At 44.1% G+C, this 23,398-nt stretch carries 17 protein-coding genes; 13 read left to right on the forward strand and 4 right to left on the reverse strand.

Going from position 1 to position 23,398, the window contains the following annotated elements:
* Positions 1–132: 132 nt before the first annotated feature.
* Positions 133–1,392 carry an adenylosuccinate synthase gene (locus AB6C75_RS10520; RefSeq protein ID WP_372107730.1) on the reverse strand — a complete coding sequence of 420 codons (1,260 nt, stop codon included), beginning with the start codon at positions 1,390–1,392 and terminating at the stop codon, positions 133–135.
* A 119-nt stretch (positions 1,393–1,511) separates the two neighbouring features.
* Here AB6C75_RS10520 and AB6C75_RS10525 point away from each other — a divergent pair, with 119 nt between their 5' ends.
* Together AB6C75_RS10525 and AB6C75_RS10530 are read left to right on the forward strand one after the other, a co-directional pair.
* Entirely contained in the window at positions 1,512–2,384 is an 873-nt protein-coding gene (locus AB6C75_RS10525) for a LysR family transcriptional regulator (RefSeq protein WP_372107731.1), read from the forward strand.
* 194 nt (positions 2,385–2,578) lie between these two features.
* A complete protein-coding gene (locus AB6C75_RS10530) occupies positions 2,579–3,493 on the forward strand; it encodes a LysR family transcriptional regulator (RefSeq protein ID WP_065675186.1) in 915 nt (304 codons plus the stop codon).
* Positions 3,494–3,560: 67 nt separating this feature from the next.
* Here the strand turns inward: AB6C75_RS10530 and AB6C75_RS10535 are convergent, their stop codons facing one another.
* Positions 3,561–5,078: an arylsulfatase gene (locus AB6C75_RS10535; RefSeq protein WP_032545932.1), complete on the reverse strand. Its 1,518-nt coding sequence runs from the start codon at positions 5,076–5,078 to the stop codon at positions 3,561–3,563.
* Between the two features lie 601 nt (positions 5,079–5,679).
* On the opposite strand from AB6C75_RS10535, the gene AB6C75_RS10540 reads away from it, so the two are divergent.
* The 4 genes from AB6C75_RS10540 to AB6C75_RS10555 all read left to right on the forward strand — a co-directional run bounded on the left by AB6C75_RS10540 (position 5,680) and on the right by AB6C75_RS10555 (position 12,025).
* A complete protein-coding gene (locus AB6C75_RS10540) occupies positions 5,680–7,404 on the forward strand; it encodes a methyl-accepting chemotaxis protein (RefSeq protein WP_032499726.1) in 1,725 nt (574 codons plus the stop codon).
* Positions 7,405–7,638: 234 nt separating this feature from the next.
* Entirely contained in the window at positions 7,639–8,637 is a 999-nt protein-coding gene (locus AB6C75_RS10545) for a DHH family phosphoesterase (RefSeq protein ID WP_372107732.1), read from the forward strand.
* Between the two features lie 219 nt (positions 8,638–8,856).
* Positions 8,857–9,777 carry a LysR family transcriptional regulator gene (locus tag AB6C75_RS10550; protein WP_065679656.1) on the forward strand — a complete coding sequence of 307 codons (921 nt, stop codon included), beginning with the start codon at positions 8,857–8,859 and terminating at the stop codon, positions 9,775–9,777.
* Between the two features lie 253 nt (positions 9,778–10,030).
* Positions 10,031–12,025, forward strand: a complete 1,995-nt coding sequence (locus AB6C75_RS10555) for a TonB-dependent receptor domain-containing protein (protein WP_372107759.1) — start codon at positions 10,031–10,033, stop codon at positions 12,023–12,025.
* Positions 12,026–12,165: 140 nt separating this feature from the next.
* On the opposite strand, the gene AB6C75_RS10560 is transcribed toward AB6C75_RS10555, so the two are convergent.
* Both AB6C75_RS10560 and AB6C75_RS10565 read right to left on the reverse strand, forming a co-directional pair.
* Entirely contained in the window at positions 12,166–12,909 is a 744-nt protein-coding gene (locus tag AB6C75_RS10560) for a class I SAM-dependent methyltransferase (protein ID WP_372107733.1), read from the reverse strand.
* A 114-nt stretch (positions 12,910–13,023) separates the two neighbouring features.
* Complete coding sequence (locus AB6C75_RS10565) at positions 13,024–14,361, reverse strand: diguanylate cyclase (RefSeq protein WP_372107734.1); 1,338 nt, start codon at positions 14,359–14,361, stop codon at positions 13,024–13,026.
* Positions 14,362–14,587: 226 nt separating this feature from the next.
* Here AB6C75_RS10565 and AB6C75_RS10570 point away from each other — a divergent pair, with 226 nt between their 5' ends.
* The 7 genes from AB6C75_RS10570 to AB6C75_RS10600 all read left to right on the forward strand — a co-directional run bounded on the left by AB6C75_RS10570 (position 14,588) and on the right by AB6C75_RS10600 (position 23,239).
* Positions 14,588–15,046, forward strand: a complete 459-nt coding sequence (locus tag AB6C75_RS10570; RefSeq protein ID WP_012604063.1) for a GNAT family N-acetyltransferase — start codon at positions 14,588–14,590, stop codon at positions 15,044–15,046.
* Positions 15,047–15,060: 14 nt separating this feature from the next.
* Positions 15,061–15,657, forward strand: a complete 597-nt coding sequence (locus AB6C75_RS10575; RefSeq protein ID WP_029223870.1) for a LysE/ArgO family amino acid transporter — start codon at positions 15,061–15,063, stop codon at positions 15,655–15,657.
* Between the two features lie 326 nt (positions 15,658–15,983).
* Entirely contained in the window at positions 15,984–16,640 is a 657-nt protein-coding gene (locus AB6C75_RS10580) for a glutathione S-transferase family protein (RefSeq protein WP_372107735.1), read from the forward strand.
* A gap of 213 nt (positions 16,641–16,853) precedes the next feature.
* A complete protein-coding gene (gene sbcD, locus AB6C75_RS10585) occupies positions 16,854–18,107 on the forward strand; it encodes an exonuclease subunit SbcD (RefSeq protein WP_372107736.1) in 1,254 nt (417 codons plus the stop codon).
* 5 nt (positions 18,108–18,112) lie between these two features.
* A complete protein-coding gene (locus tag AB6C75_RS10590; protein ID WP_372107737.1) occupies positions 18,113–21,829 on the forward strand; it encodes an AAA family ATPase in 3,717 nt (1,238 codons plus the stop codon).
* 288 nt (positions 21,830–22,117) lie between these two features.
* Positions 22,118–22,261, forward strand: coding sequence for a DUF2256 domain-containing protein (locus AB6C75_RS10595; protein ID WP_108085651.1), 144 nt, complete (start codon positions 22,118–22,120; stop codon positions 22,259–22,261).
* Between the two features lie 93 nt (positions 22,262–22,354).
* Entirely contained in the window at positions 22,355–23,239 is an 885-nt protein-coding gene (locus AB6C75_RS10600; RefSeq protein WP_372107738.1) for a PA4780 family RIO1-like protein kinase, read from the forward strand.
* The last annotated feature ends 159 nt before the right edge of the window (positions 23,240–23,398 follow it).

The following is a 23,398-nucleotide window of genomic DNA, read 5'->3' on the forward strand; positions in this document are numbered from 1 at the left end:
GGGGATTATCTGCTAACTGCAAGATCGTTCAAGTCTTCTTAAACGATCGGCATTACACCTAGTGTGGGCTTTTTTGTGCCTGTCGTCTTTCAGCTAAAGCAACCGCTTTAGCTGAAATACTTGAGTAGAGCTCTAACCTCGAATGATCATTTGTTCGCGCTCTGGACCTACTGATACCATCACGATTGGCACGCCCATCAACTCTTCGAGACGCGTAACGTAATCTTGTGCTGCTTGAGGAAGGCTCTCAAACGTGCGGCAGCCAGTGATGTCTTCATCCCAGCCAGCCATATCTTCATATACAGGCTTTAGTTCAGCCGTTTGTGGCCAAATCGGGTTTTCAGTGTGCTCACCAGAGTAAGCGGTACAGATCTTAAGTTCAGACAAACCAGACAGGCAATCAATCTTAGTCAGTGCGATTTCCGTTGCAGCTTGCAGGTCAACACCGTTGCGAGTTGCTACCGCGTCGAAGTAACCCATATCACGTGGGCGGCCTGTTGTTGCGCCGTATTCGTTAGAGCTTTCGCGGAAGCTATCTTGCTCTTCCATTGCAGTCACTAGCGTACCAGTACCTACAGATGAGCTGAACGATTTAGCAACCGCAATAACGCGCTCAGGGCGAAGGGCAGGTAAACCACTACCGATGCCTGCGTATGCAGCGGTTACATTTGAAGATGTCGTCCAAGGATATTCACCGTAAACAAGGTCGCGACCTGCACCTAACTGAGCTTCGAACAGTAAGTTCGCGTCTTGCGATTGCAGTGCTTTAAGCGGCTCAGTTACGTTGCAAATGAATGGGCGCCAAGCTTTAGTCACTTCAAGTAACCATTCTGTCATTTCAGAAGCAGTCTGAGAGAAGTCACATTGTGGGTATAGCGCTTTAAGTTGAGGCATCTTCCAATCAAGTAAGAATTGAATGCGTTGCTCCAAAATTTCAGGTTGATTCAACCAGCCAACAAGAATGCCTTTCTTCATCACACGATCGCCGTAAGCGGGTGCAATACCTTGACGTGTTGAACCGTAAGCACCATCGCCTAAACGTTCTTCTTCAAGTGTGTCTTCAAGCGCGTGTAAAGGTAGACAAAGTGTCGCACGGTCTGAAATCGCCATTTTCACTTTGATGCCAGCTGCTTGTACTTCTGCAATCTCTTGAGTTAGCGCAGCAGGGCTGATCACCATGCCAGGGCCAAGAACTGCCGTACAATCAGGATTAAAAATACCACTAGGCAGTTGATGCAGTTTGAATGTACCGAAGTCGTTTACTACGGTATGGCCGGCATTGTTTCCGCCTTGAAAGCGAATGCTAGCAGAAGCTTGGTCTGCTAAAAAATCAACGATACGGCCTTTGCCTTCGTCGCCCCAGTTTGCGCCTACAACAACAATAGATGGCATAATTTTTCTCCTGACTGATTGAGAAATCATGTTAGGCCTACAAAGTGGATAAGAGAAATTAATTATCTTTATTATCTTGATAAGGATTTCATATATCATGTAAAAAACCTGGGAGGGATATGATGCTGGATATTAATTTGTTGAAGACGTTTGTGACGCTAGCGGAATACAAGCATTTTGGAAAAGCTGCCAACGCTCTTCATATGACGCAACCCAATGTGAGTTTGCACCTGAAACAACTAGAACAACAAACACGCATCAAGTTGATAGAGCGAAGTCCGTTTCAACTGACTCAAGCAGGTGAAAGGTTATTAGAGACAAGCCAAAGAACGTTACTCGAACTGCAGATTTGTCAGGCCGATCTCAACGCTATTAACGATCTCAAAATTGGTACTTTGACTATTGCTGTCAGCGACATCATTTCCCGGTTCTTGTTGATTCGTCCTTTCCAAAAGTTCAAAGCGCAGTATCCGGGTATCGATCTCACGTTGCTGAATACCACGTCATCTCAAGCATCGAGCTTAGTTAAGAACGCTCAGGCGGATATTGGATTTGTTATCGCCAAAGAACAGCACAACGAGTCACTGTATTTTACTAAGCTTCAAGAGCTTTCATGGTGTGCGTTAGGCGATGGGTTTGATATCCAAGACTCTGACGAAGAACTCACCTTGATTCTACTTGGCCACGATACGAGAACCCGTGACTTCATTGATGAAGGTTTACCAAGTTTGAACCTACCTAGTTATAGGGTGATGGAAGTAGGGAGCGTAGACGCTCAAATCGATTGGGCGGAAGCGGGATTTGGTGTGGCGATTGTTCCTGAGTTTGCAATATTCACTAAGCAGCACTTGAAATCAAAAGTGACTCCATTAACCAACTTCTCAAGCACAAGCCTTGGTTATATCGTGAGGCAGAACCAAGTCTTGTCTAAAGCGACCAAGCAGTTATTAGGCTGGGTGAATGATGAGATTACTCTGTCACAAAGCAAATAAACGCCATCACTGACTTTGAGTTACCTGAGCCTGCCAAGTGTGGGCTTTTTGTGTTCTGTTAATCATCGTTTTCTAGCATGATAATTCGTAGGTGACTTCCCAAAATAAAAGGGTCGCTAATGAAGTGCTTGGTTGATACGGTATAATTCAATGATATGAAAGTTAATTTAGTACGCTAGTTTGGTAAATAGAACATGAAAAACACAGATTTTAGTCTGATCCCGTATTTTGTTGTCATGATGGAAGAGCTCTCTATCTCGAATACCGCGAAACGTTTTGGCGTTACTCAGCCCGCGATTAGTAAGGCGCTTAACCGACTAAAAGAAACCTATGATGATCCGTTGTTTGTGAAAACAAAGGAAGGCTATAGACCGAGCAGTTTTTGTTATGACATCTACCCTCAGATAAAACAGGCCTACGATGCCTTTGAATCGACTTTCCCGAGTAAGCGAAAGTTCGACCCAACAAAAATTGAAAGGTCGTTTAATGTCGCTTGTATTAGTGGTGCAACTTATTCATTGATGAAGCGTGTATCCGATATCCTCTATGCGGAAACGCCAGATATAGGTCTTCATATTGACCCTTACTATACTGCAGACATCATTCTAGATCTTCGCCAACACCGATATGATTTGTGTATAGTCCATACGCCTATCAACGATCCGGCAATGGAGTGTGTTCAGCTCTCTAACGAACCTATGGTGGTTGCTTATGATAAAAACCACCCTAGATTAGGGAACGAGATTACGTTGGAAGAATACCTTGAAGAGAAGCATGTTCTTCATAGTATGTGGGACACCAAAGAGTCGCCATTAACTAAAACTAGCAAATACGCGAAGAGTAGAAAGGTTGCACGAAAGGCGCCTGGCCCATTTGAAATGCTTGATATGGTAAGAGGGACGGATTGGCTTTGTATTAGTCAGAAATCAATACTTGAAAGGTATGGCCTGTTGGATGATTTTAAGCTGTCGCCTTTACCGTTTGAATCGGATCTTGGTACTGAATATCTGGTGTGGCACAAGAGTCGTAATGCAGATATGGCGCATTCATGGTTTAGAAAAAAGATTGTTGATGCCTCACAAAAAAAGCCCCAGTGGGGCTTTAATTAGTCAGTTATCTTTAATGGTCGGTAGCCTGGTTATCTAGCTGTTGCTCCGCTGTTTAACCCTTGCTCCGCTATTTCGCGTTTTGTGCTTGCATCTGCTGAATTAGCTTTTGCATTTTTAGCGTGTTGTAATTGATCTCTGCAGCACTGAAGCCTTGGCCTTGTTGCATTGGGTAATCGTTTAGAGAGCCCATGAACTTAATCACTTCTTGAGACATTGGTACGAATAGCCACATGTTATCTACCATCCAACGAGTGTACATGCCAGATTCTTTCGCTGCGGTTTCAAACGGGTCCATACGTAGGTTTGTAATTGAAGCCCAAGCAGGAGCTTGACGGATAGCCGATTGCATTGTGCCTTCCATCATAGCGAAGCTTGCTTTCCAATCGTTCCAACGAAGCGCATTGAAGTCACCGTTTGCAGAGAAGTAGAAGATAGTTTCACGGGGTGACTTTTCAGCCTTTCCTTCAAAATATGGCATAAAGTTCGAGCCATCTAAGTGAACACGCCAATCTTTATTATTTAGAGAAACACCTTCTTTAAGGTCTTCAACGATAGAGTCATTGCCGGCAGCGGCAGCTAGTGTCGGTAACCAGTCTTCTTGGGACATTAGCGCGTTAACCGCAGAGCCAGGTTTGATAACACCTGGCCATTTCACGATTTGTGGAACGCGCATACCGCCTTCGTAAGTTGTGCCTTTTTCACCGTGGAAAGGAGATGTACCGCCGTCAGGCCATGTGAACTTCTCTGCACCGTTATCGGTAGAAAGGATAACAATAGTGTTGTCTGCGACTTCTAAGCGTTCAAGAGTATCAAGCAACGCGCCGACGTTGTCGTCTAATTGAGCCATACCATCAGCGTAGATACCTTGACCAGAAATGCCGCTGTAATGTTCGTTCAGACGAGTCCAAACGTGCATGCGAGTCGAGTTGTACCAGATAAAGAAAGGCTTATCTTCTTTTACAGATTTCTCCATGAACGTGATAGCCGCTTCGGTAAAGTCCTCATCGATGTTTTCCATACGAGCACGAGTCAGTGGACCTGTATCTTCGATTTTGCCATCAGAGGTTGCTTTGATAACGCCACGAGGCCCGTAGTTCTTTCTGAATTCTGGGTCTTTAGGGTAAAAGTAAGTTTCAGGCTCTTCTTCCGCGTTTAAGTGGTAAAGGTTACCAAAGAACTCATCAAAACCATGGTTTGTAGGAAGGTGTTTGTCTTGATCGCCTAAGTGATTTTTACCGAATTGTGCGGTCGCGTAACCTTCTTCTTTAAGAGCATCACCAATGGTAGGAGCCCAGTCAGGAATACCGTGTGCTGAACCTGGCATACCGATAGTAAGTAGGCCGGTACGGAATGGGTGTTGCCCTGTCACGAACGAAGCACGGCCAGCTGTACAAGATTGTTGTGCGTACATATCCGTAAAAATAGCACCCTCGTTAGCAATACGGTCGATGTTAGGCGTTTCGTAGCCCATCATTCCACGGTTGTATGCGCTAGTGTTGTAGTAACCAAGATCATCTGCCCAGATAGCAAGAATGTTCGGTTGGTCTGCCGCAGCGACGCCTTGAGCAACGCTGAGTGCGCTCATTGCTAACACGGTTTTGGTTAATTTAGTCAAGGTAATGTCCTTTCTTTAGTTTCTATTTGTTTAGAAAGAAAATACCAATTTTGTATTAACTCAGAGGACTACTGGGTATGAATTCTAGTTACTTAGAGGATCATCCGTTTAGTCTCACCAGTGTCCCGCTTACTGTTCACCTCCGATTTTGCTCATGAGTCAAATTAATGTCGACTTAAATACTAGTGCCGAAAATACCTAACTCGTCGTTTAAAACACTGTTTTTGCTTATTCTCGAGGTGATGTATGTCCCGTCAAATATCTGTCTCTCAGTTTTATAATTCTATTAATGTACATGTAGCGAAAATGTGTTATTGATTGATCTGTCGTTAATGGGTTGGGTCTTCTTTGTTTGAATGTATTGATGATGTCACTACTGGCGGGCAGGGCCGCTGCAAAAACTCAACCCCATTACTGATAAAAAATCATAACAATAACTCGATCGCACTAGCCGTATATCCATGCTTTGATGCGATCAATTAGATACTTATAGTTAATTTAGTAAAGACGAGCCATGTATATGAATATAAAGAAAAAGCTCTATTCGTTGGGGGTGTTCTCCATCTTCGGCATGATTTCATTGTTGTTTACCACATCTCAATTTGCGGACACCACCGCTAAAATGAGCGAAGCCAAACAAATTACCAAAGAACTTGAAGTGCGACTGCTAAACCTTCGTCGTAACGAGAAAGATTTCTTACTTCGCAGTGATCTGAAATACCTCGACAAGTTCGACGTAAATTACAAAAAATTCTTAGCGTCTGAATCTGAGCTTAATGCTGTGCTGAATGATCTGGGTTTGGCCAACAGTACGCATTTGCGTGAAGATATCGAAACGTACCACACAAGCTTTGTTAACCTTGTTAAAGCCAGCCAAGTGTATGGACTAGCACGAGACAAAGGATTGTTAGGGGAATTTCATGCTGTACTCGATAACATCAGTGCCACCGCGAGTGCTGAACAAAAAATTGAGCTGTATCTCTTCAATGATCTGATCGAGAAGGGTGAGTTCGACCCAAGTGTTCTGTCTATTACTTCTAATGCGGGTGGCTCAGCTGCTTTGATAGAAGCAGCTCGTCAAGTCGTAGATCAGAAACGAGTGATAGGGTTAAAACATAACGAAGGGTTACTAGGGCAAGCGCGTACAGGTTCGCACGTTATCGAGACTCAATTCAAAGAATTCTCGGCCGTGTTAGATCAACAGGCACAGCAAGAGATGGATAAACTATCGCTGATCAACAACACCCTTTGCGTCACACTGTTAGTGGCGATCATTCTATTCAGCTGGTTAATCGTACGTTCAATCATCGGTAAGATTGAGTCTCTACTTACTGTGATCCGTAATATTGTCGACTCGAACGACGTGTCTATTCGTGCGACGGAGAATGGCAAAGACGAACTCGGTAAGCTAGGCGAATACTTCAATCAACTGCTAGACCAGCTTGAAGGGTTGATTGCGACGTCTCAATCTAAGTCACATCAGTTGACACAAAGTACGTCGAGCATGCATGACGAGCTGGAATCGGTCATCAAACAGTTCGAAGTTCAAGCAAACCACACCTCAACAATGACAACTTCAGTGCAAGAGATGGTACTGACTATTGGGGAGATATCAGAAAGTACATCGGTTGCCGCTGAAGGCGTTCATCAAGCGAAAGTGAATGCCGACAAAGGTCGTGAAGTGGTGGTTGATACCATCAATAACATTACCCAGCTGTCTGAACGCCTTTCAAGTAGCCAAGATTCGATTAGTTCTTTGAATCACCATGTCGATCAAATTGGTAGTGCCGTTAACATTATCCAAGGTATTGCGGAACAGACTAATTTATTGGCATTAAACGCAGCCATTGAAGCCGCTCGTGCTGGTGAGCAAGGTCGTGGCTTCGCAGTTGTTGCGGATGAAGTCCGAGCGTTAGCAAGCAGAACGCACCAATCAACCACTGAAATCACCAGTGTAGTAACTGCAATCCAGAGCCAAATGAATGCTTCTATGACAGAGATTGGCGAGTGTAACCAACAAGGCCAGCTGACACTTAAAGATTCAGAAGAACTGGATGCAAGCTTGCAACTGATCTTGAGTGATATGGAAAGCATTCAAGGCAACTCAGAACGTATTGCTTCAGCGATTGAAGAGCAGGGTGCCGTAATGACACAAGTGAGTGACTCAATTACTGAGTTGAATACCATCTCGAATGATAACAACGCTTCGGCGCAGCATTGCTTGGTCGAAGTCGATAAAGTAGCCGAGCAAGCGAACGATATGGACCAAGCGGTAGCGCAGTTCAAGACGTCATAAGATCAAAGAGCGGCTATAAACCAAAGGCGTGAATTATTCGCGCCTTTTTTATACCTGAAGGATAGGCAAGTGCCTGAATCGATAGAAATAAGAATAAGGCATTACAAAATAGACTTAAGTATCTGTGGAATAAAACTAAAATAATGACAGACTAACGATGAACGAACGCGTTGACGTGAGCCATGTCTTTGGCGCGTTTCGAATAAACGTTAAATCTTACGGAAGAGGAATAGCATGCACTACGACGTATTCAATGGAGACGCAGACGGCATCATCGCGTTGTTACAACTGCGATTAAGTGAACCGAGAAAAAGCGTGCTCGTCACCGGTGTAAAGCGTGATATTAAGTTGGTTTCTCAAGTTGCCAGTCAAATCATAGATCCGGGCACTCCAAATGATGTCTCTTCCGTTACCGTTCTTGATGTGTCGATGGAGAAGAACCTGCCAGCATTGCACTCACTGTTAGATGCCAACATCGATGTGTTTTACTGCGATCACCATCGAACAGGGGACGTGCCAACCTCTGAGCATTTAGACACTCTGATAGACACCTCGGCAGAGAGTTGCACGAGTTTATTGATTAACCGGAAGCTAAATGGTGCACACGTAGCTTGGGCAATCGCGGCGGCCTTTGGTGATAATTTAAAAGTAGTGGCCGCACAGTTAGCTGATGAAAATGGATTCGAACAATCACAAATTGAGTTCTTAGAAGAGCTAGGTACCTTGGTTAATTACAACGGCTACGGCACATCATTGAGCGATCTACATTTCACGCCAGTTGAGCTCTACCAAAACCTTTATCAATATCCGAACCCGTTCGATCTTATGGATGACAAAGACTCGGTGTTTTATCGACTACGAGCTGCTTACCAGAATGACCGCCAGCAATTATCAAACCTTGCCCCTGCGTATGAAAGTGTATTCGCACGTGTGTTTGAACTGCCTGGTGAGACTTGGGCAAGACGTATCAGCGGTGTATTTGGCAATGAGATCGTGAATCAAGATCCAAACCGAGCGCAAGCAGTATTAACGAAAAACCAAGATGGCGAATCTTATACTGTTAGCCTAAGAGCACCACTATCCAATAGAACAGGCGCAGATGAAATTTGCTCTAGCTTTGTAACTGGCGGAGGAAGAAAAGCAGCGGCTGGCATTAATCAACTTAGCGAACTTGATAGAGGGAATTTCATTTCACTGTTGGACGCTTATTATTCGCCGAGTGTTGAGCGCTAACGAAAATAGTAGCGAGAGTGAATAGGGTAAAGAGAGGCCATTTGGCTTCTTTTTTTGTGTCTAAAGTCACCCAAATAAGCCTTTCAAAAACTTAGTTAGCATCAAATTCGGCACTTCACATTGTATGACATCAAAGTAAGAGTGATTATCAATTGTATTAATTCTGGGGAAATAGCACTATACGCATATTGAATCTTCAGTATTTTGAATATCCTTATAATGAATCTTGCCCAGGTCGACCTTAACCTACTCGTTATTCTTAAACACCTTCTTGAAGAGAAGCACGTATCAAACACAGCCTTGGCGTTGGACATGAGCCAACCGACGGTGAGTCGTTCACTACAAAAACTACGAACGGTATTCAACGATGACTTGTTAGTCCGCGCAGCCTATGGTTATGAGCTAACCCCGAAAGCAGAAGTCATCAAGCAAGACCTCAATTCTGTGCTCACACGCCTTGAGAAATTGGTCCATGGAGACGTATTTGAACCGGAGACGAGTAATAGTACCGTTCGGTTCTTTGGCTTGGTTCCTCAGGTTTCACACCTTTTGCCAAAAGTCGTGGCACAAATCCGCCAACAAGCGCCGAATATGGTTGTCGATATCGACTCGATTCCTAAACGACACTTTGAACCTCTGTTATCAGGTGATGCGCACTTTGTATTGTCGACGCATGAACCATTAAGTTCTGAACAAAACCTGTATCGAATGTTCGTAATCAGTCGCGATTATCGGTTATTAATGAGCAAAGACCACCCTCTGGCGGATAAAGAGATCACCGTTGATGATTTATTGAGTAGCCAACTCGGCCAGATCTCACTGCAAGGGGATAAGAAGCTCTCGATTGAAAGTCGTTTCAAAGATTTGGGCTTGATCGATAAGCAGCGTCAGCTATCGATACCGATTCAACTGTCTAACTTTAACGTCGCTCCAGATATGGCTGAAGCGACCGATATCATCTTTCACCTGCCGACACCTTTTGCTCAACAAGCAGCAAAACAGAGAAACCTTGTTTGTAAACGCGTACCCAAAGCGATCAGGAGCCCATCAGAAGACGTATATCTCTACTGGCATAAACGTTTCCACAATGACCCTATGTGCCGTTGGATTCGTGAACTATTTAAAGAGACATACTCCTAAATTATCTGGCACATGAATGTTACTGGCTTAATGCTAATGAATTGAATATATGTTGCCTGTATTATTTGATAGGTGAATAATCATAATGAATTTTCAGCATGAAACTTTCGTTGATTGGAGTGATAACTGGTTGTTTAATGCAAACCATTATCATTACTAATTACATATAAGAATAAATATCATGTCTGAGAAATCTCTGTTGATTCGCAAGCCTCTTTTGGTTCGCAAGCACCTTATAGTTCGCAAACCTCTTATGATTCGTAAACCCCTTTCGGTCGCAGTAGCTGTTATTTGCACCTCACTATCGGCTAACGTGTTAGCGCAAAAAGAAGCGCAAGCGACAGATGAGCAAATGGTTGTTACGGCAACTCGTACTGAAATGGCTCTAAAACAAGCGCCAGCTTCAATGTCGGTTATCACCGCTCAAGACATCGAAGACAGCCCTGGAATCACTTTGGCTGACATCGTTGCAGAATCAACGAGTGTGGAATCTGATTTTGATAGCACACGTGCTGGCCGTCAGATGATCTCTATTCGTGGTATGGATTCAGACTATACGCTTATCATGGTGAATGGCCGTCGCTTAAGCTCTGCAAGTGCCATCATTCGTGGTAACGATTTCGATCTCTCGACTATTCCAGCTGAGTCAATCGAACGTGTTGAAATCATCCGCGGCCCAATGTCTGCACTTTACGGTTCAGATGGTATGGGTGGCACAATCAACATCATCACCAAAGCTCCAGAAAACGATTGGAGTTCTACATTAAGTATGGACACTTCTTCTCCATTAGACGGAGATGGTGGCGAAGAATATTCTGTTGGTTTTACTACGTCCGGTGCATTGATTGACGATGAATTGTTTGCGCGTTTTTCTTTAAATCAAACCTCGCGTGACGCATGGCAACCATATACAGGTAATGGTCGTGAAAATATTACCGCTCTCGAGGAACGCGACACTTTAAGTTTGCTTGCCAACCTGACATGGAATATGACAGACAATCAGACGATTGATTTAGACCTTGGCTATAGTGACGATAAACGTGATGGTTTAGCAGAACACGCTACAGGTTCGAACCTAGTGGATAGTAATGTTGTACGTAACAGTCAAGCGATTACACACAGCGGTTTTTGGAACTGGGGTGACACACAAGTTCGTTACTCTCGTGAAAACGTGACAGACAACGATGCCGCTGATCTAGGTAACAATTACAGTAGCGATGTAGAAGAGCTAACTCAAATAGTAGAAGCGTCAGCAACGACTTATCTCGGTGATAGTCACACCGTAACTTTTGGTGTGGACTACCAGTTGAGCGAATTAACCAACAAAGAAAACTTGATCAACGGTACATCAGAAGCGTATCAAGGTGCTTTGTTTGTTCAAGACCAGTGGTTGATGACTGAACAACTCACCGCAACCATTGGTGGACGTTTAGATAAGCACGAATTGTACGGTGAAGAATTCAGCCCTCGTGTTTATCTAGTTCACCAAACAACGAATGACCTCATTATCAAAGGCGGCGTGGGTAAGGCGTTTAAAGCGCCTTCGTTAACTCAAAACCAAGCTGACTACACTGTTAATAGCTGTAAGGGAGCGTGCGATTTATATGGCAACGAAAACCTGAAGCCTGAAACGAGCTTGAACTATGAAATTGCAGCAATATACAACCAACCACGTTGGAATGTTGAAGGTGCCTTGTTCCGCAACGAAATCAATGACCTTATTGATCGCGATGAAACGTACTGCGAGAACGGCGGAGTGTTTGAATCGGGTAAAGGGTGCGCGGACAGTTCTAGCTCTACTGGCTATGTGAAAGGTAAGCGTACTTATACCAATGTATCTGAGGCGGTGGTTCAAGGTGCTGAACTTACGGGTCAATTCCAGATTACCGATGAGTGGGGCGTGTCTGGTAACTACACGTTCTTAGACACAGAAGATAAGTCAACGGGTGAAGAACTGCTTGAGCGTTACAAGCATTCAGGTTTAGTTAAACTGAACTGGAGCCCAACTTTCGATCTGAATGCCTTTATTAGTGCGCGTTACCGTGGAGAGCGTAATATCGAAAGCGACTTAACGCAAGACGCATACACAACACTGAACATCGGTACGGTGTATAACGTTAATGATTCTGTTCGAGTGCGTGCTGGTATCACTAACTTGACTGATGAAGCTGTATCACAAGAGCTAGAGAGTATGGGTTATGTTGAAGAGCCACGTACTTACTACGTAGGTATGACAGCGGACTTCTAATCAATCTGTGTTTGATTTGGTAGGAAGATACATATAGAAACGAAGAACCCACATTGACTCGATACTCTATAAAGAGAACGGCGAGTGTGGGTTCTTTTTTGTGTGCTTGTATCGGTTTAATTCGTTTGGAATTAGCTTACCTAGATTTTTACACAAGTGACCAAAGCATTACCTGATTTGGTATCCCAAGGCAGCAGCTTGTCATAATCGTGCTCAAAAATATGAACCTCAAAGTAGGGCTTCAATATCTCGATCAATTCCTTAAACGAGAATGCCACCATAGGGTGTTCGTCATTCCATACTTGAGTTTCACCTGCAGTCGTTTTTTCGATACTTAGCTTTAACATTTGCTTACTACCTTCGCCAGAGTAGTACCAACCTGAGCGAAAGGTAAAGTCATCATGTTCTTTGTTGGCTGTATGTCGAACAAACAAGTCATTGCTTATCTTCTCTTTATCAACCACGTTGAAGCAGAAGACACCTTCGTGTTTCAAAGCTCGGTGCACGCTTGCAATGCACTCTTTTAGTCTCTCAATACCGTCGTTGTAATGGATGGAATACAAGAAACAAGTGATAAGATCGAGCGGTTCTGAGACCGAAAAGTTACTCATGTTTTGTACTGAAAAGTTAGCTTCAGGGCAACGAACTTGAGCAATGTTGAGCATTGGTTTATTCAGATCAAGGCCACTACTTTGATAGCCGTAATCAATAAAATGGCGAACGTGTGGTCCAGTGCCACATCCAAGGTCGAGGTGTGTTTTTCCTTCATTTCCAAAAATCTGATGTAACCTACGAACGCAGTCACTCTGCGCTTGGTAGTCAATATCGACACACATTAAATCATAGTAACCGGATAGGTCGGTATAGAGTGCGTTGGCGGACATGTTTGCTTGCAGCATTTGCTGAAAAAATTGGGGTGGCGCATAGTAAACTAGAACTTAAAAATAACAAGAAAATCTTGGGTCAACTTATAAGCTTAAATGACCTTTTCTTGATGCTTAGCAATTGTTTCTTGAGCCACACTCTACACATGCACCTTCGTGGTTTACAGAGACTCTATTTTTTCCGTTGGATTTAGCACGATAGAGCGCGTCGTCTGTAACTCGAATCAACGTATCTAGGGAGTTGTTGGTACGAACGATGCAGCTGTCGGTAATGCCAATACTGACGCTTGATTGAAACTTGGTGCGATTAAATCCCAAGAATTGATGGGTTCGAAATTCTTCGCAAATACGTTGACCAACAATTTTTGCTTGTGAGTATGCCGTGTTGAGAATGGTTCCATGAGTCGTTCGGTTTTTTGGAAAGAAGACGATAAACTCTTCACCTCCCCAGCGGCCAACCACGCCGTTCAAGGCTTTGACGTGCTTCTTGATGGTATTCGCGAGAGTACGAATCACATCGTCACCAACACTGTGTCCAAATTGGTCATTAATCTTTTTGAAGTCATCAATATCCAATAGTAAACAAGACATCTCAGTTTGTTCTTTTAACGGCTTTTTTAACCAATCGTAAATGGCACTGCGCCTGAACACTTGTGTTAGATCGTCGTGAAGTGCGCGGTGCAGTAGCTCTTGTTCTAATATCACCTTGTCGGAAACGTCTTCTATCACCACTTGAATCGCTTTCTCGCCTTCCCAATTAATGATGTTGTCGTAGATGTTGAAGTGTTTTTTACTCCCGTCAAAGCATTGGTTTTCAACCACAGAACTGAAGCTTGGTGTATCACCGGCAAGAATACTCTGGCTGCGTCTCATGGCATTGATACGACTGTCCGGCGGAATAATTGAAATGATTGAGTCCATGGCGAGCACTGCTTCTATCGATTTGGCACCCTGCATTTCAACCCAGGCTTGATTAACCATTAGAGGCTTGAAATTTTGGTGGACGAGCACGCCCTGTTTCGAACTATTGAGTAAAGTCCGGTACATACGATCTTTTTCTTGATGTTTACGCTCTGAAGCAACAACTGAGGTAATATCTATGATCATTACACGAAGAGCGGGGCGGTCGTTGACTCTGACCGCTTGAGCAAGGCTAAACAGCGAGAGAAGGCGGTTATTCACCGGAATATCTTTATAGAGCTTTCCCTTTCCCAGTTGGCCTTTAATCGCAGAAAGGTAACGTTCACGGACAGAGCCGTGATAATCTTTGGGTATTAATGAGTAGACAAAATCGACGTTGTTGAGAAGTGCTTCACGGCAACTGTAACCGAAGATTTTTGCAATGTTTTCGTCGACATCGATGACACGGTGGTCTTGCAGCGTAATATAGCCCTGTGCAGAGTCGAAATTCTGCCTAGGGGTGGCTGTGGTTAAATCTAGTTGGATGCTCATATAGATCTGACTACATATCCTCTCACCAAAAACAGGTGCTTTAAATAAATGGTGGTGTCGTAAATAAATTGTGACTGCTGTATATCGACAAAGCTATCAGATACCTAACACGGCAAGCGTCACGAGACTATGTGATTAAAGTGTGCCGTACGCAACTTTTTGAGGGTAGCGTAATTTTACTGTATCTAAAACGGATAAAAAAATTATTAAGGATAATTAAAGAGTTATGGAAATAAAAATTGATGATTTGTCGGGTGGAGAGGTTATTGAGCTACTCGAAGAGCATTTAGCTGATATGTATGCGACATCGCCAGTCGAAAGCGTTCATGCACTGGATCTAGATGGGCTCAAGTCGCCAGAGATTACTTTTTTCAGTGCTTGGAAAGACAGCCAACTGCTTGGGTGTGTCGCCATTAAAGAGCTTGATACACAACACGCTGAACTGAAGTCAATGAGAACCTCGCAGTTTGCAAGAAAGTCCGGTGTCGCAAGCAAGCTATTGCAGCACGTTTTGGATACGGCAACCGCTCGCCAATATCGACGTATTAGCCTAGAAACGGGATCGGAAGACTACTTTAAGCCAGCGCGTAATTTGTATCAAAAATTTGGCTTTGGTTACTGTGAACCTTTTGCTAATTATGTGTTAGACCCGCACAGTCATTTCATGAGTATTGAGTTACGTTAAGAGGCTAACCTTTGATGCCGACTTATTTTGCAGGTTTTACTCTCGGGCTTTCGCTTATTCTCGCGATCGGTTCTCAAAATGCGTTCGTTCTTAAACAGGGCTTAAAGAATCAGCATGTGTTTGCTATTTGTGCTGTCTGCGCGATTTCAGATGCATTACTGATCAGCTTTGGTGTGATGGGCTTTGGTGCAATCGTTGATCAGTTTCCACAAATTGAGCAGTTTGCTCGTTACGGTGGGGCTATCTTTTTAGGGGTTTACTCATTCTTGAGCTTTCGCTCAGCATTTACCGAAAATCATGCCTTAGAAGCCGGTGTCGAAACCAAAAACTCTTTAACCAAAGCAGTTACCATGTGCTTAGCGTTTACTTGGCTTAATCCGCATGTGTATCTGGACACTGTGGTATTGCTGGGTTCTATCTCTACACAATATCAACCAAATCAAATGTTGTTTGGTGCAGGTGCAGTATCGGCTTCATTCGTGTTCTTTTTTTCACTTGGCTATGGTGCTCGCTTCTTAGCTCCAATGTTTAAAAACCCGAGATCATGGAAGATGTTGGAGTTTGTTGTAGGAGTGATCATGGCATCAATTGCACTATCTTTGGTTGTTTAGTTTTACTCTGCTTTCGTTAACTTCTCCTCATCAGTTGAACGCTGTTGGGGAAAGTACGGCTTGTTAGCTTGCTAGCTCGTTAATTAGTAATTAGTAATTAGTAATTAGTAATTAGTAATTAGTAATTAGTACTGTATCCCTCTGTCTTGCCTCCCTAGCTATTAATTATTCTTTGCAAAGATTTCGCATTTCTCTGTTGGTTTTAAACGTCTTGATAACAACAAATTAAATTATTTCGTGAAATAACGAATTATTCTTCGTCTTTTGGATTTTGGGTTCGTCTTAGGGGGGTAACAAGAAATTATTAACCCGATTCGGAGCCAAAAATGACTAAATTGATTAGCTTTAAAAACTGCCCATTTGTTCAACGTGTAATGGGTTCACTAGTAATGAAAAACGTCCCGTTTGAAATTGAGTACATTGAACTGAATAACAAACCACAGTGGTTTTTGGATATCTCACCGAACGGGCAGGTACCTGTATTAATTACAGAGAACGACACCGTCCTTTTTGAATCTGATGCAATTGTTGAATATCTAGACGATAAATATACGCCTATTGAAGAGGTTTCACCCGAGCAGAAAGCACTCGACCGTGCTTGGTCTTATCAAGCGAGCAAACATTACATACCACAGTGCGGCACCATGGCGAGTAAAGACAAAGAGACATTTGAAACACGCTTAGCCAATTTACAAAAGGCGTTCCTAAAGGCAGAGAAAAAACTGGGTGATACTGAGTTCTTTAAAGGGGACTACATCTCTAACGTCGACATCGCTTGGTTACCACTGTTACACCGAGCATTTGTAATTAAAGAGCGTTCAGGCTTCGATATGCTAGAAAGCTTCCCGAAAGTACAGAGGTGGCAAGCGGCTCTGATTGAATCTGGATTGACCGATAAAACCGTTCCAGCGGACTTTATTGACAAGTTCAGCGGCTTTTATTTAACGAATAACTACCTGGCAAGCCTAGCAGAAGCTCGCTAAAAAAAGATTAAGTATTTTATGGCGTTTAGGCCACAGACAACTAAAACCGCTCTAACGTTGAGCGGCTTTTTAATGTCAAAAATAACGATTGGTCACGCTATGGCCAGAGTTGGTCTAGAGTCTGAAATTAGTTGGTTTTCACAAGCTTATAAAAGGGAATTATGTCGACTATTTTGGTAGATTAAAGGGATTACAGACTTCCAGTGAGCAGCAATGAAGATTCTTCACACGTCCGATTGGCATCTTGGCCAAAACTTCTACAATAAAAGCCGTAAGAATGAACATGAACGGTTTTTACAATGGTTACTTGAGCAAGTTACAGAGCACGACATCGACGCGATCATTGTTGCTGGCGATATTTTTGATACCAGCACACCGCCAAGTTACGCTCGTGAGATGTATAACAAGTTTGTGGTCGATTCGAACAAGATCGGCTGCCAATTGGTGTTATTAGGTGGAAATCACGATTCAGTCTCTGTGCTTAAAGAGACACAACAGTTGCTCAAATACATGGGTGCAGACGTGATTCCGAACACCAATGAAGATCATGCGACTCAGGTTGTCGAACTAAAAGGCAAGAACGGCGATGTAGAAGCGCTGGTTTGTGCCATTCCTTTTATTCGCCCTCGTGATGTGTTGACCAGCCAGGCGGGCGTCACAGGCGTTGAGCGTCAGAAGCAACTCGGCGATGCAATCAAACAGCACTACCAAAGTGTTTATGATGCCGCTTTAGAAAAACGTGCGACGTTTGAAAACAGCGAGCACATGCCGATTATCGCTACTGGTCATTTAACAGCGATGGGTGTTCAACAATCGGATTCTGTGCGTGATATCTATGTCGGTAACCTTGATGGTTTCGCCGCTGATGGTTTCCCAGATGCCGATTATATTGCACTTGGTCATATCCACCGCCCACAAGTTGTGGCAAAACGTGAATACATTCGTTACTGCGGTTCACCAATCCCATTAAGCTTTGACGAACTTAAATCTCAAAAGCAGGTATGTGTGGTTGAGTTTGTTGAGGGCGTGCGAACCATTTGTCAATTGCCCGTTCCTACATTCCAACCTCTAGCTGAAATCAAAGGCGACTTGAGCGAGATCGAATCTCAGCTGAACCAATACATAGGTTTAGATAGCGAACAAAGCGTGTGGTTATCGATAGAAGTGCAAGCGCAAGATTACTTGTCGGATCTACAAGAACGTATGCGTTCATTGACTGACGGTTTGAATGTGGAAGTACTTCAACTGCGCAGAGCAAGAGAGCGTCGCAATCAAGCATTAGAGCAAGAGTCGGCAGAAACCTTATCTGAACTGAGCCCGATGGACGTGTTTACGAAGCGTATTGCCTTAGAAGAGTTTGAAACCGATTCTGAAAAAGCGCGTTTAGAGCGCATGACGGTGAAGTTTAAACAAGTGATGGTTGAAGTGTCTGAGAGCTCTCAAGCGCCAAACAAAGTAGAAGAGTAACCAGTATGAAGATTTTAAGCCTAGAATTTGAAAACCTGAACTCTTTGAAAGGACGTTGGAAACTCGATTTTACCCAATCACCGTTTGCGGAAAATGGCCTGTTCGCGATTACTGGTCCAACAGGGGCGGGTAAAACCACCATTCTTGACGCGATTTGTTTGGCATTGTTCCACCGCACACCGCGTTTGAAAAGTATCGCCAAAGGCAACAACGAATTAATGACGCGTGGCACGGGTGAGTGTTTTGCTGAACTGGAGTTTGAAGTGCAGGGCAAAACGTATCGCTCTAACTTCCACCAAAAGCGAGCGCGTGGCAAACACGATGGCGCATTACAAACGCCAACGTGTGAGTTTGCTGATGCGGACACCGACAAAGTTTTAGAGACCATGCTGACCAAGAAAACCAAGTTGGTGGAGCAGGTAACCGGTCTCGATTTTTCACGCTTCACTAAATCCATCATGTTGTCTCAGGGTGAGTTTGCGGCGTTCTTAAATGCCAATGCTAACGACCGTGCCGAGCTACTTGAAGAGCTGACGGGAACCGAAGTTTATAGCCTGATCTCTGAGCGCATCTACGATCATTTCAAGTCGAGTGAAGAGTCGCTTAATCACCTTAAAGCCAAAGCAGAAGGTGTGAGCTTACTGTCTGAAGAGCAAATCCAAGAGCTAACCGCAGAACGAGAAACGTTAGAAGCGGAACAGAAGCGTTTAGCGGAGCAATTAAAAGAGTGGCAAGCGCATCTAAGCTGGTGGAAAGACGTGACCAAAGCTGAGCAAACTATTGCAACCAGTGAGCACGATTGTAAAACCGCTCAAGATGAACTAGGCCGTAACCAACCTTCATTAGAGCGCTTGGCAAACAGTGAGCCGGCTGAAAAGCTGCGCCCAATGCACAAAGATTTAAAGCGTTGCGAACAAGAGGTGAACACTACTCAAGCTCACCTAGATAACAGCACCAAGTTACTTGCCGTTCGTGATGCAGAAAAGCAAGACGCGCAAACTAAATTGACTCAAAGCAGTGCAATTGTCGAACAAGTAAAAACCGAGCAACAAGATCAAGAGAAGATCATCGATCTTGTCCGTCCGCTAGATAACCAAATTGCCGTACTCAAAGATAAGCAAACTGCGGCCGTTAATGCAGCAAATACGCTAAACGAGCAACACACGCAACAGCGTAATCAACAGATCGTGTTAGCCCAAAAAATAGATGCACTAAAGCAACAAGATCAACTCAGCACTGAGTACTTAAATACACATCAAGCTGACCAACATCTGGAAAAATACTTAGGTCAGTGGCAAGCCAAAGTTGAGCAAGTTCGTACGCTAGAGCGTCAACATGCAGAACAGTTAAACTCGGCTAAGCAAGCTTTGTCGGTTCTTGATGCTCAGCAAGCGGTTATCAAAAGTGCGCAACAAGCCAAAGCAACGCAAGACAAAACTTTAAGTGAATTGGTTGTGTTAGAGAGTAGTGCAAAGCAACAGTGGGAAGCATTGCAAGGCAACACCAGCGAACAAGTATTGAATGCGCAAAAAGATCTGTTGGAGTACTGGAGTCGCAATACGCACTCATTACTTGAGATCAACCGTGGCTTCCTAAATGCCCAGCAACACCTGCACGCCAAAACTCAGGCACATCAGACCAACATCCAATTGGTCGACAAGCTTTCGAAAGAACGTGAAGTGTTAGTCGAGCGATATAAAGAGAAAGAGACCTCTCTTGAACGATTAACGCGATTGATTGATCAAGAAGGCGAATTGGCGAAATACCGTGCGGCTTTGGAATCTGGAACTGAGTGCCCACTGTGTGGTTCAACAGACCATTCGATTGAGCAGTCGCAAGATATTGCAAATTTGGTTGCTCAAAAAGAAACGGAAAACCTAGAGTTAACGGCCATCAAAAAAGAAGGCCAAGAGCATCGTCAGCAGTTAGATTCTCTTGCCCCTATGATTGCAGCGCTTAATGATGACATTCAACGTGCGCAAGCGGATATTCAACAAGCTCAATTGAATTGGCAAGGCGTTGTCGGCAAACTTCAACAGAGCTTATCGGATTTCGTTGGCACGGCTCCTGAACTGGCGCTGCTAACGATTAACGATTTAGGTAATGAAGCTACCGTCGCGACCTTTGCTCAGCAGTGTGAGCTTCAACTAAGTCAAAGCGCGCAGCAAATCAAAGCATTGGGCGATGCCAAAGCACACTATGCGGAAGCTGAGAAACAACACCTGTCTGTAAGTGTTACGGCTGATAAGGCGCAATCTAATCTCGAGTTGGCCGAGCAACGCTTAGCGGATCTGAATAAGCAAAATCACAGCACGAGCGAACAAGTGGCTCAGATTGCTCTAGCAAAAGAACAGCAATGGAACGCTCTGAAAGAGAGCATTGTTCAAACGGCTATCGAAGCGCCTGAACTTGAACATATTGATGATTGGTTTACTGCTAAATCACAAGCATCAAGCACATGGCAGCAAACTAAACAGCAACAGGCTGATATTGAGAAGCAACTGATTACTCAAAATGCCGAATTGAAAACTTTAGATGACAAGCTAAGCAGTGTTGAGAAAGAGCTCGCGACACTGACCCAACAGAGTGAGTCTCTAGTGTTAGAACTGACTCGTATTAGTGCTGAAAGAACAGAGTTGTTTGGTGACAAAGACATTCAAGCCACCAGCAATGCGATGAAGCAAAAAGTCACCGAAGCGGTAAATGCATTTGATGCCGCGCAGTTGGTGCTTAACCGCTGCGAGCTGGAACATCGAACTGAGCAAACCAAACACATTAGCTTCTCTGAAGAGTTGACTAGCAAGCAGTCAAGTTACACACAAGCGTCGAATGCTTGGTTAGAAGCGCTGAAAACTAGCCCATTCGAAGGTGAGGCTGATTTTGAAGCAGCATTGTTGGATGAAGAGGTTAGAACTCAACTTCAAAGCCTGAAGAAGTCTTTAGACGAAGCGATTGTCAGTGCACAAGCTAGGTTGAACACCGCCAAAGCGACGCAAGTGGAGCTACAAAACCACGTAAATGCGAAAGCATGGCAAGAGCAAGACCAACAGCAAGTTGAAGAAGCAACTACTGAATGCCAAAACGCACAACAAAGTCATGCGACAAAGATCGGCGCGATTTCTGCCAATCTTGAAACGGATAGCCAGAACCGCAGCAATCAGCAAGATTTGTTCAAGAAAATCGACGAGCAACAAGTCGAGTTTGATGATATCTCACGTCTCAATTCACTTATTGGCTCAAAGAACGGCGACAAGTTCCGTAAGTTTGCTCAAGGTCTAACACTGGAAAACTTGGTGTACTTGGCCAACAAGCAGCTACAGCGTTTGCATGGTCGTTACGAGCTAAAACGTAAAGCCGACGATGGTTTAGAACTGCAAGTGCTCGACACATGGCAGGGCGATGTGATGCGTGATACCAAGACTTTGTCCGGCGGCGAAAGCTTCTTGGTGAGCTTGGCGTTGGCACTCGCGCTATCTGATCTTGTGAGCTACAAAACCAGTATTGATTCTCTGTTCCTAGATGAGGGTTTCGGCACGCTCGATAGTGACACATTGGACATTGCACTGAACGCGCTCGATAACCTGAATGCATCAGGCAAGATGATTGGTGTCATTAGCCACGTTGAAGCACTGAAAGAGCGAGTTCCCGTTCAACTTAAAGTGACAAAACACTCTGGTTTAGGTGTGAGTGAGATGGAGAAGCAGTACAAGGTTGTTGCTTAGGTTCTAGCTATATTCCATCAGCGCAGAAATAGATACAAAGCTAGATGAAGCAGATCCCTGACTCAGTCGTTCCTCCTTCTCGAGAATGACGGAGTTTCGGGGGGCTGTTATCAATCACTCCGCCGTCACGTTCTGCAGTAAAGAGTGATTAGAGTAACTGCCGCTATTCCCTAAAGTGTGGTACGAACGTAATAGGGAATCTGGGGTTGGTCGTATTACCTTCGTCATTCTATGAAGCGAGAATCGAGCGTAGACGCAGGAAGTGGACTCATCAAAAAGGAAACGGCCATGCACAAGAAGCCCCATTTACCAACTAAGACATGTCCTATTTGCAAAAAGCCTTTCTCATGGCGTAAAAAGTGGCAGCGCTGTTGGGATGACGTGATCTACTGTTCTGAACGTTGCCGTCGTCATAAGACAACTTTGTCGTAATTTCTGTTCGTTTTTAGAACACGTTAATAGTTTCGTCATTCATTTCTTAAGTTAATATTTCTATCTGTAAGACAACTAATGTATAAAGGCGGCATGAAGATACCTAAAAGAATACAGCCCTTAGTTGACGATGGTTTAGTCGACGAGGTGACAAGCCAATTAATGAGTGGCAAAGAAGCATCAGTGTACATAGTACGCTGCGGCGATACGATCCGTTGTGCCAAGGTATATAAGGAAATAAGCCAGCGCAGCTTTAAAAAAGCAACGGCGTATCGTGAAGGCCGAAAAGTACGTAATAGCCGCCGTGCCAGAGCGATGGAAAAAGGCTCTGGTTTTGGCCGAGAACAACAAGAGAAAGTGTGGCAAAACGCTGAAGTGGATGCCTTGTATAAGCTGGCTGAAGCAGGCGTACGTGTGCCTGTGCCTTATGGCTGTTTTGATGGCGTACTGCTGATGGAGTTAGTCACTGATGACGAAGGCTATGTCGCTCCTAGATTGAATGATGTGGTGATGCCGCCTGAACAAGCGATTGAAGATCATGCGGTGATGATGACTTATGTCGTTAAGATGCTTTGCGTTGGTTTGATTCATGGCGATTTGTCTGAGTTCAACGTATTGGTTGATGAATATGGTCCTGTGATTATCGATTTACCGCAAGCGGTCGATGCTTCTGCGAACAACAATGCCGAGTGGATGCTGACTCGTGATGTTAATAATATCCGTGACTATTACGCGCAATTTGCCCCTGAACTGGCGACCACTGAGTACGCTAAGGAAATGTGGGCACTGTTTGAGAAGGGTGATTTGAAGCCGGACAGCAAACTAACGGGTGAGTTTACCGAAAGCGATGCCTTGGCAGATATTGATGCCATCATGCAAGAAATTGACGCAGCCCGCGCTGAAGAGCAAAGCCGACGAGAGCGCGTGAAGGAAGAAAAAGAAGGCGTCGACGAGAGTAAGTTCAACTGGGTTGAGTAGCGGTAATAGTAATGATCAGTTTTGATCCTTAGTTGAATCCTCAGAGAGTCCTTCGTTGAAACGACATCTTTAGTTTCAACCAACAGCTTCGAGTTAACGACTAAACCCAACAGAGTCACACCTTTGTTGGGTTTTTTCTTTTTTACCATTCATCAAAGC

Origin of the sequence: Vibrio sp. 10N.237.312.B06, from assembly GCF_041464685.1 — a bacterium.
Lineage (GTDB): Bacteria > Pseudomonadota > Gammaproteobacteria > Enterobacterales > Vibrionaceae > Vibrio > Vibrio tasmaniensis_A.

Coding starts and splice junctions, on each gene's coding strand:
- AB6C75_RS10580 (WP_372107735.1), top strand. CDS start 15,984: ATGACTAAATTGATTAGCTTTAAAAACTGCCCATTTGTTCAACGTGTA.
- AB6C75_RS10540 (WP_032499726.1), top strand. CDS start 5,680: ATGATTTCATTGTTGTTTACCACATCTCAATTTGCGGACACCACCGCT.
- AB6C75_RS10595 (WP_108085651.1), top strand. CDS start 22,118: ATGCACAAGAAGCCCCATTTACCAACTAAGACATGTCCTATTTGCAAA.
- AB6C75_RS10555 (WP_372107759.1), top strand. CDS start 10,031: ATGATTCGTAAACCCCTTTCGGTCGCAGTAGCTGTTATTTGCACCTCA.
- AB6C75_RS10545 (WP_372107732.1), top strand. CDS start 7,639: ATGCACTACGACGTATTCAATGGAGACGCAGACGGCATCATCGCGTTG.
- AB6C75_RS10530 (WP_065675186.1), top strand. CDS start 2,579: ATGAAAAACACAGATTTTAGTCTGATCCCGTATTTTGTTGTCATGATG.
- AB6C75_RS10525 (WP_372107731.1), top strand. CDS start 1,512: ATGATGCTGGATATTAATTTGTTGAAGACGTTTGTGACGCTAGCGGAA.
- AB6C75_RS10590 (WP_372107737.1), top strand. CDS start 18,113: ATGAAGATTTTAAGCCTAGAATTTGAAAACCTGAACTCTTTGAAAGGA.
- AB6C75_RS10565 (WP_372107734.1), bottom strand. CDS start 14,361: ATGAGCATCCAACTAGATTTAACCACAGCCACCCCTAGGCAGAATTTC.
- AB6C75_RS10575 (WP_029223870.1), top strand. CDS start 15,061: ATGCCGACTTATTTTGCAGGTTTTACTCTCGGGCTTTCGCTTATTCTC.
- AB6C75_RS10600 (WP_372107738.1), top strand. CDS start 22,355: ATGAAGATACCTAAAAGAATACAGCCCTTAGTTGACGATGGTTTAGTC.
- AB6C75_RS10560 (WP_372107733.1), bottom strand. CDS start 12,909: ATGTCCGCCAACGCACTCTATACCGACCTATCCGGTTACTATGATTTA.
- AB6C75_RS10550 (WP_065679656.1), top strand. CDS start 8,857: ATGAATCTTGCCCAGGTCGACCTTAACCTACTCGTTATTCTTAAACAC.
- AB6C75_RS10570 (WP_012604063.1), top strand. CDS start 14,588: ATGGAAATAAAAATTGATGATTTGTCGGGTGGAGAGGTTATTGAGCTA.
- AB6C75_RS10535 (WP_032545932.1), bottom strand. CDS start 5,078: ATGAGCGCACTCAGCGTTGCTCAAGGCGTCGCTGCGGCAGACCAACCG.
- AB6C75_RS10520 (WP_372107730.1), bottom strand. CDS start 1,392: ATGCCATCTATTGTTGTTGTAGGCGCAAACTGGGGCGACGAAGGCAAA.
- sbcD (WP_372107736.1), top strand. CDS start 16,854: ATGAAGATTCTTCACACGTCCGATTGGCATCTTGGCCAAAACTTCTAC.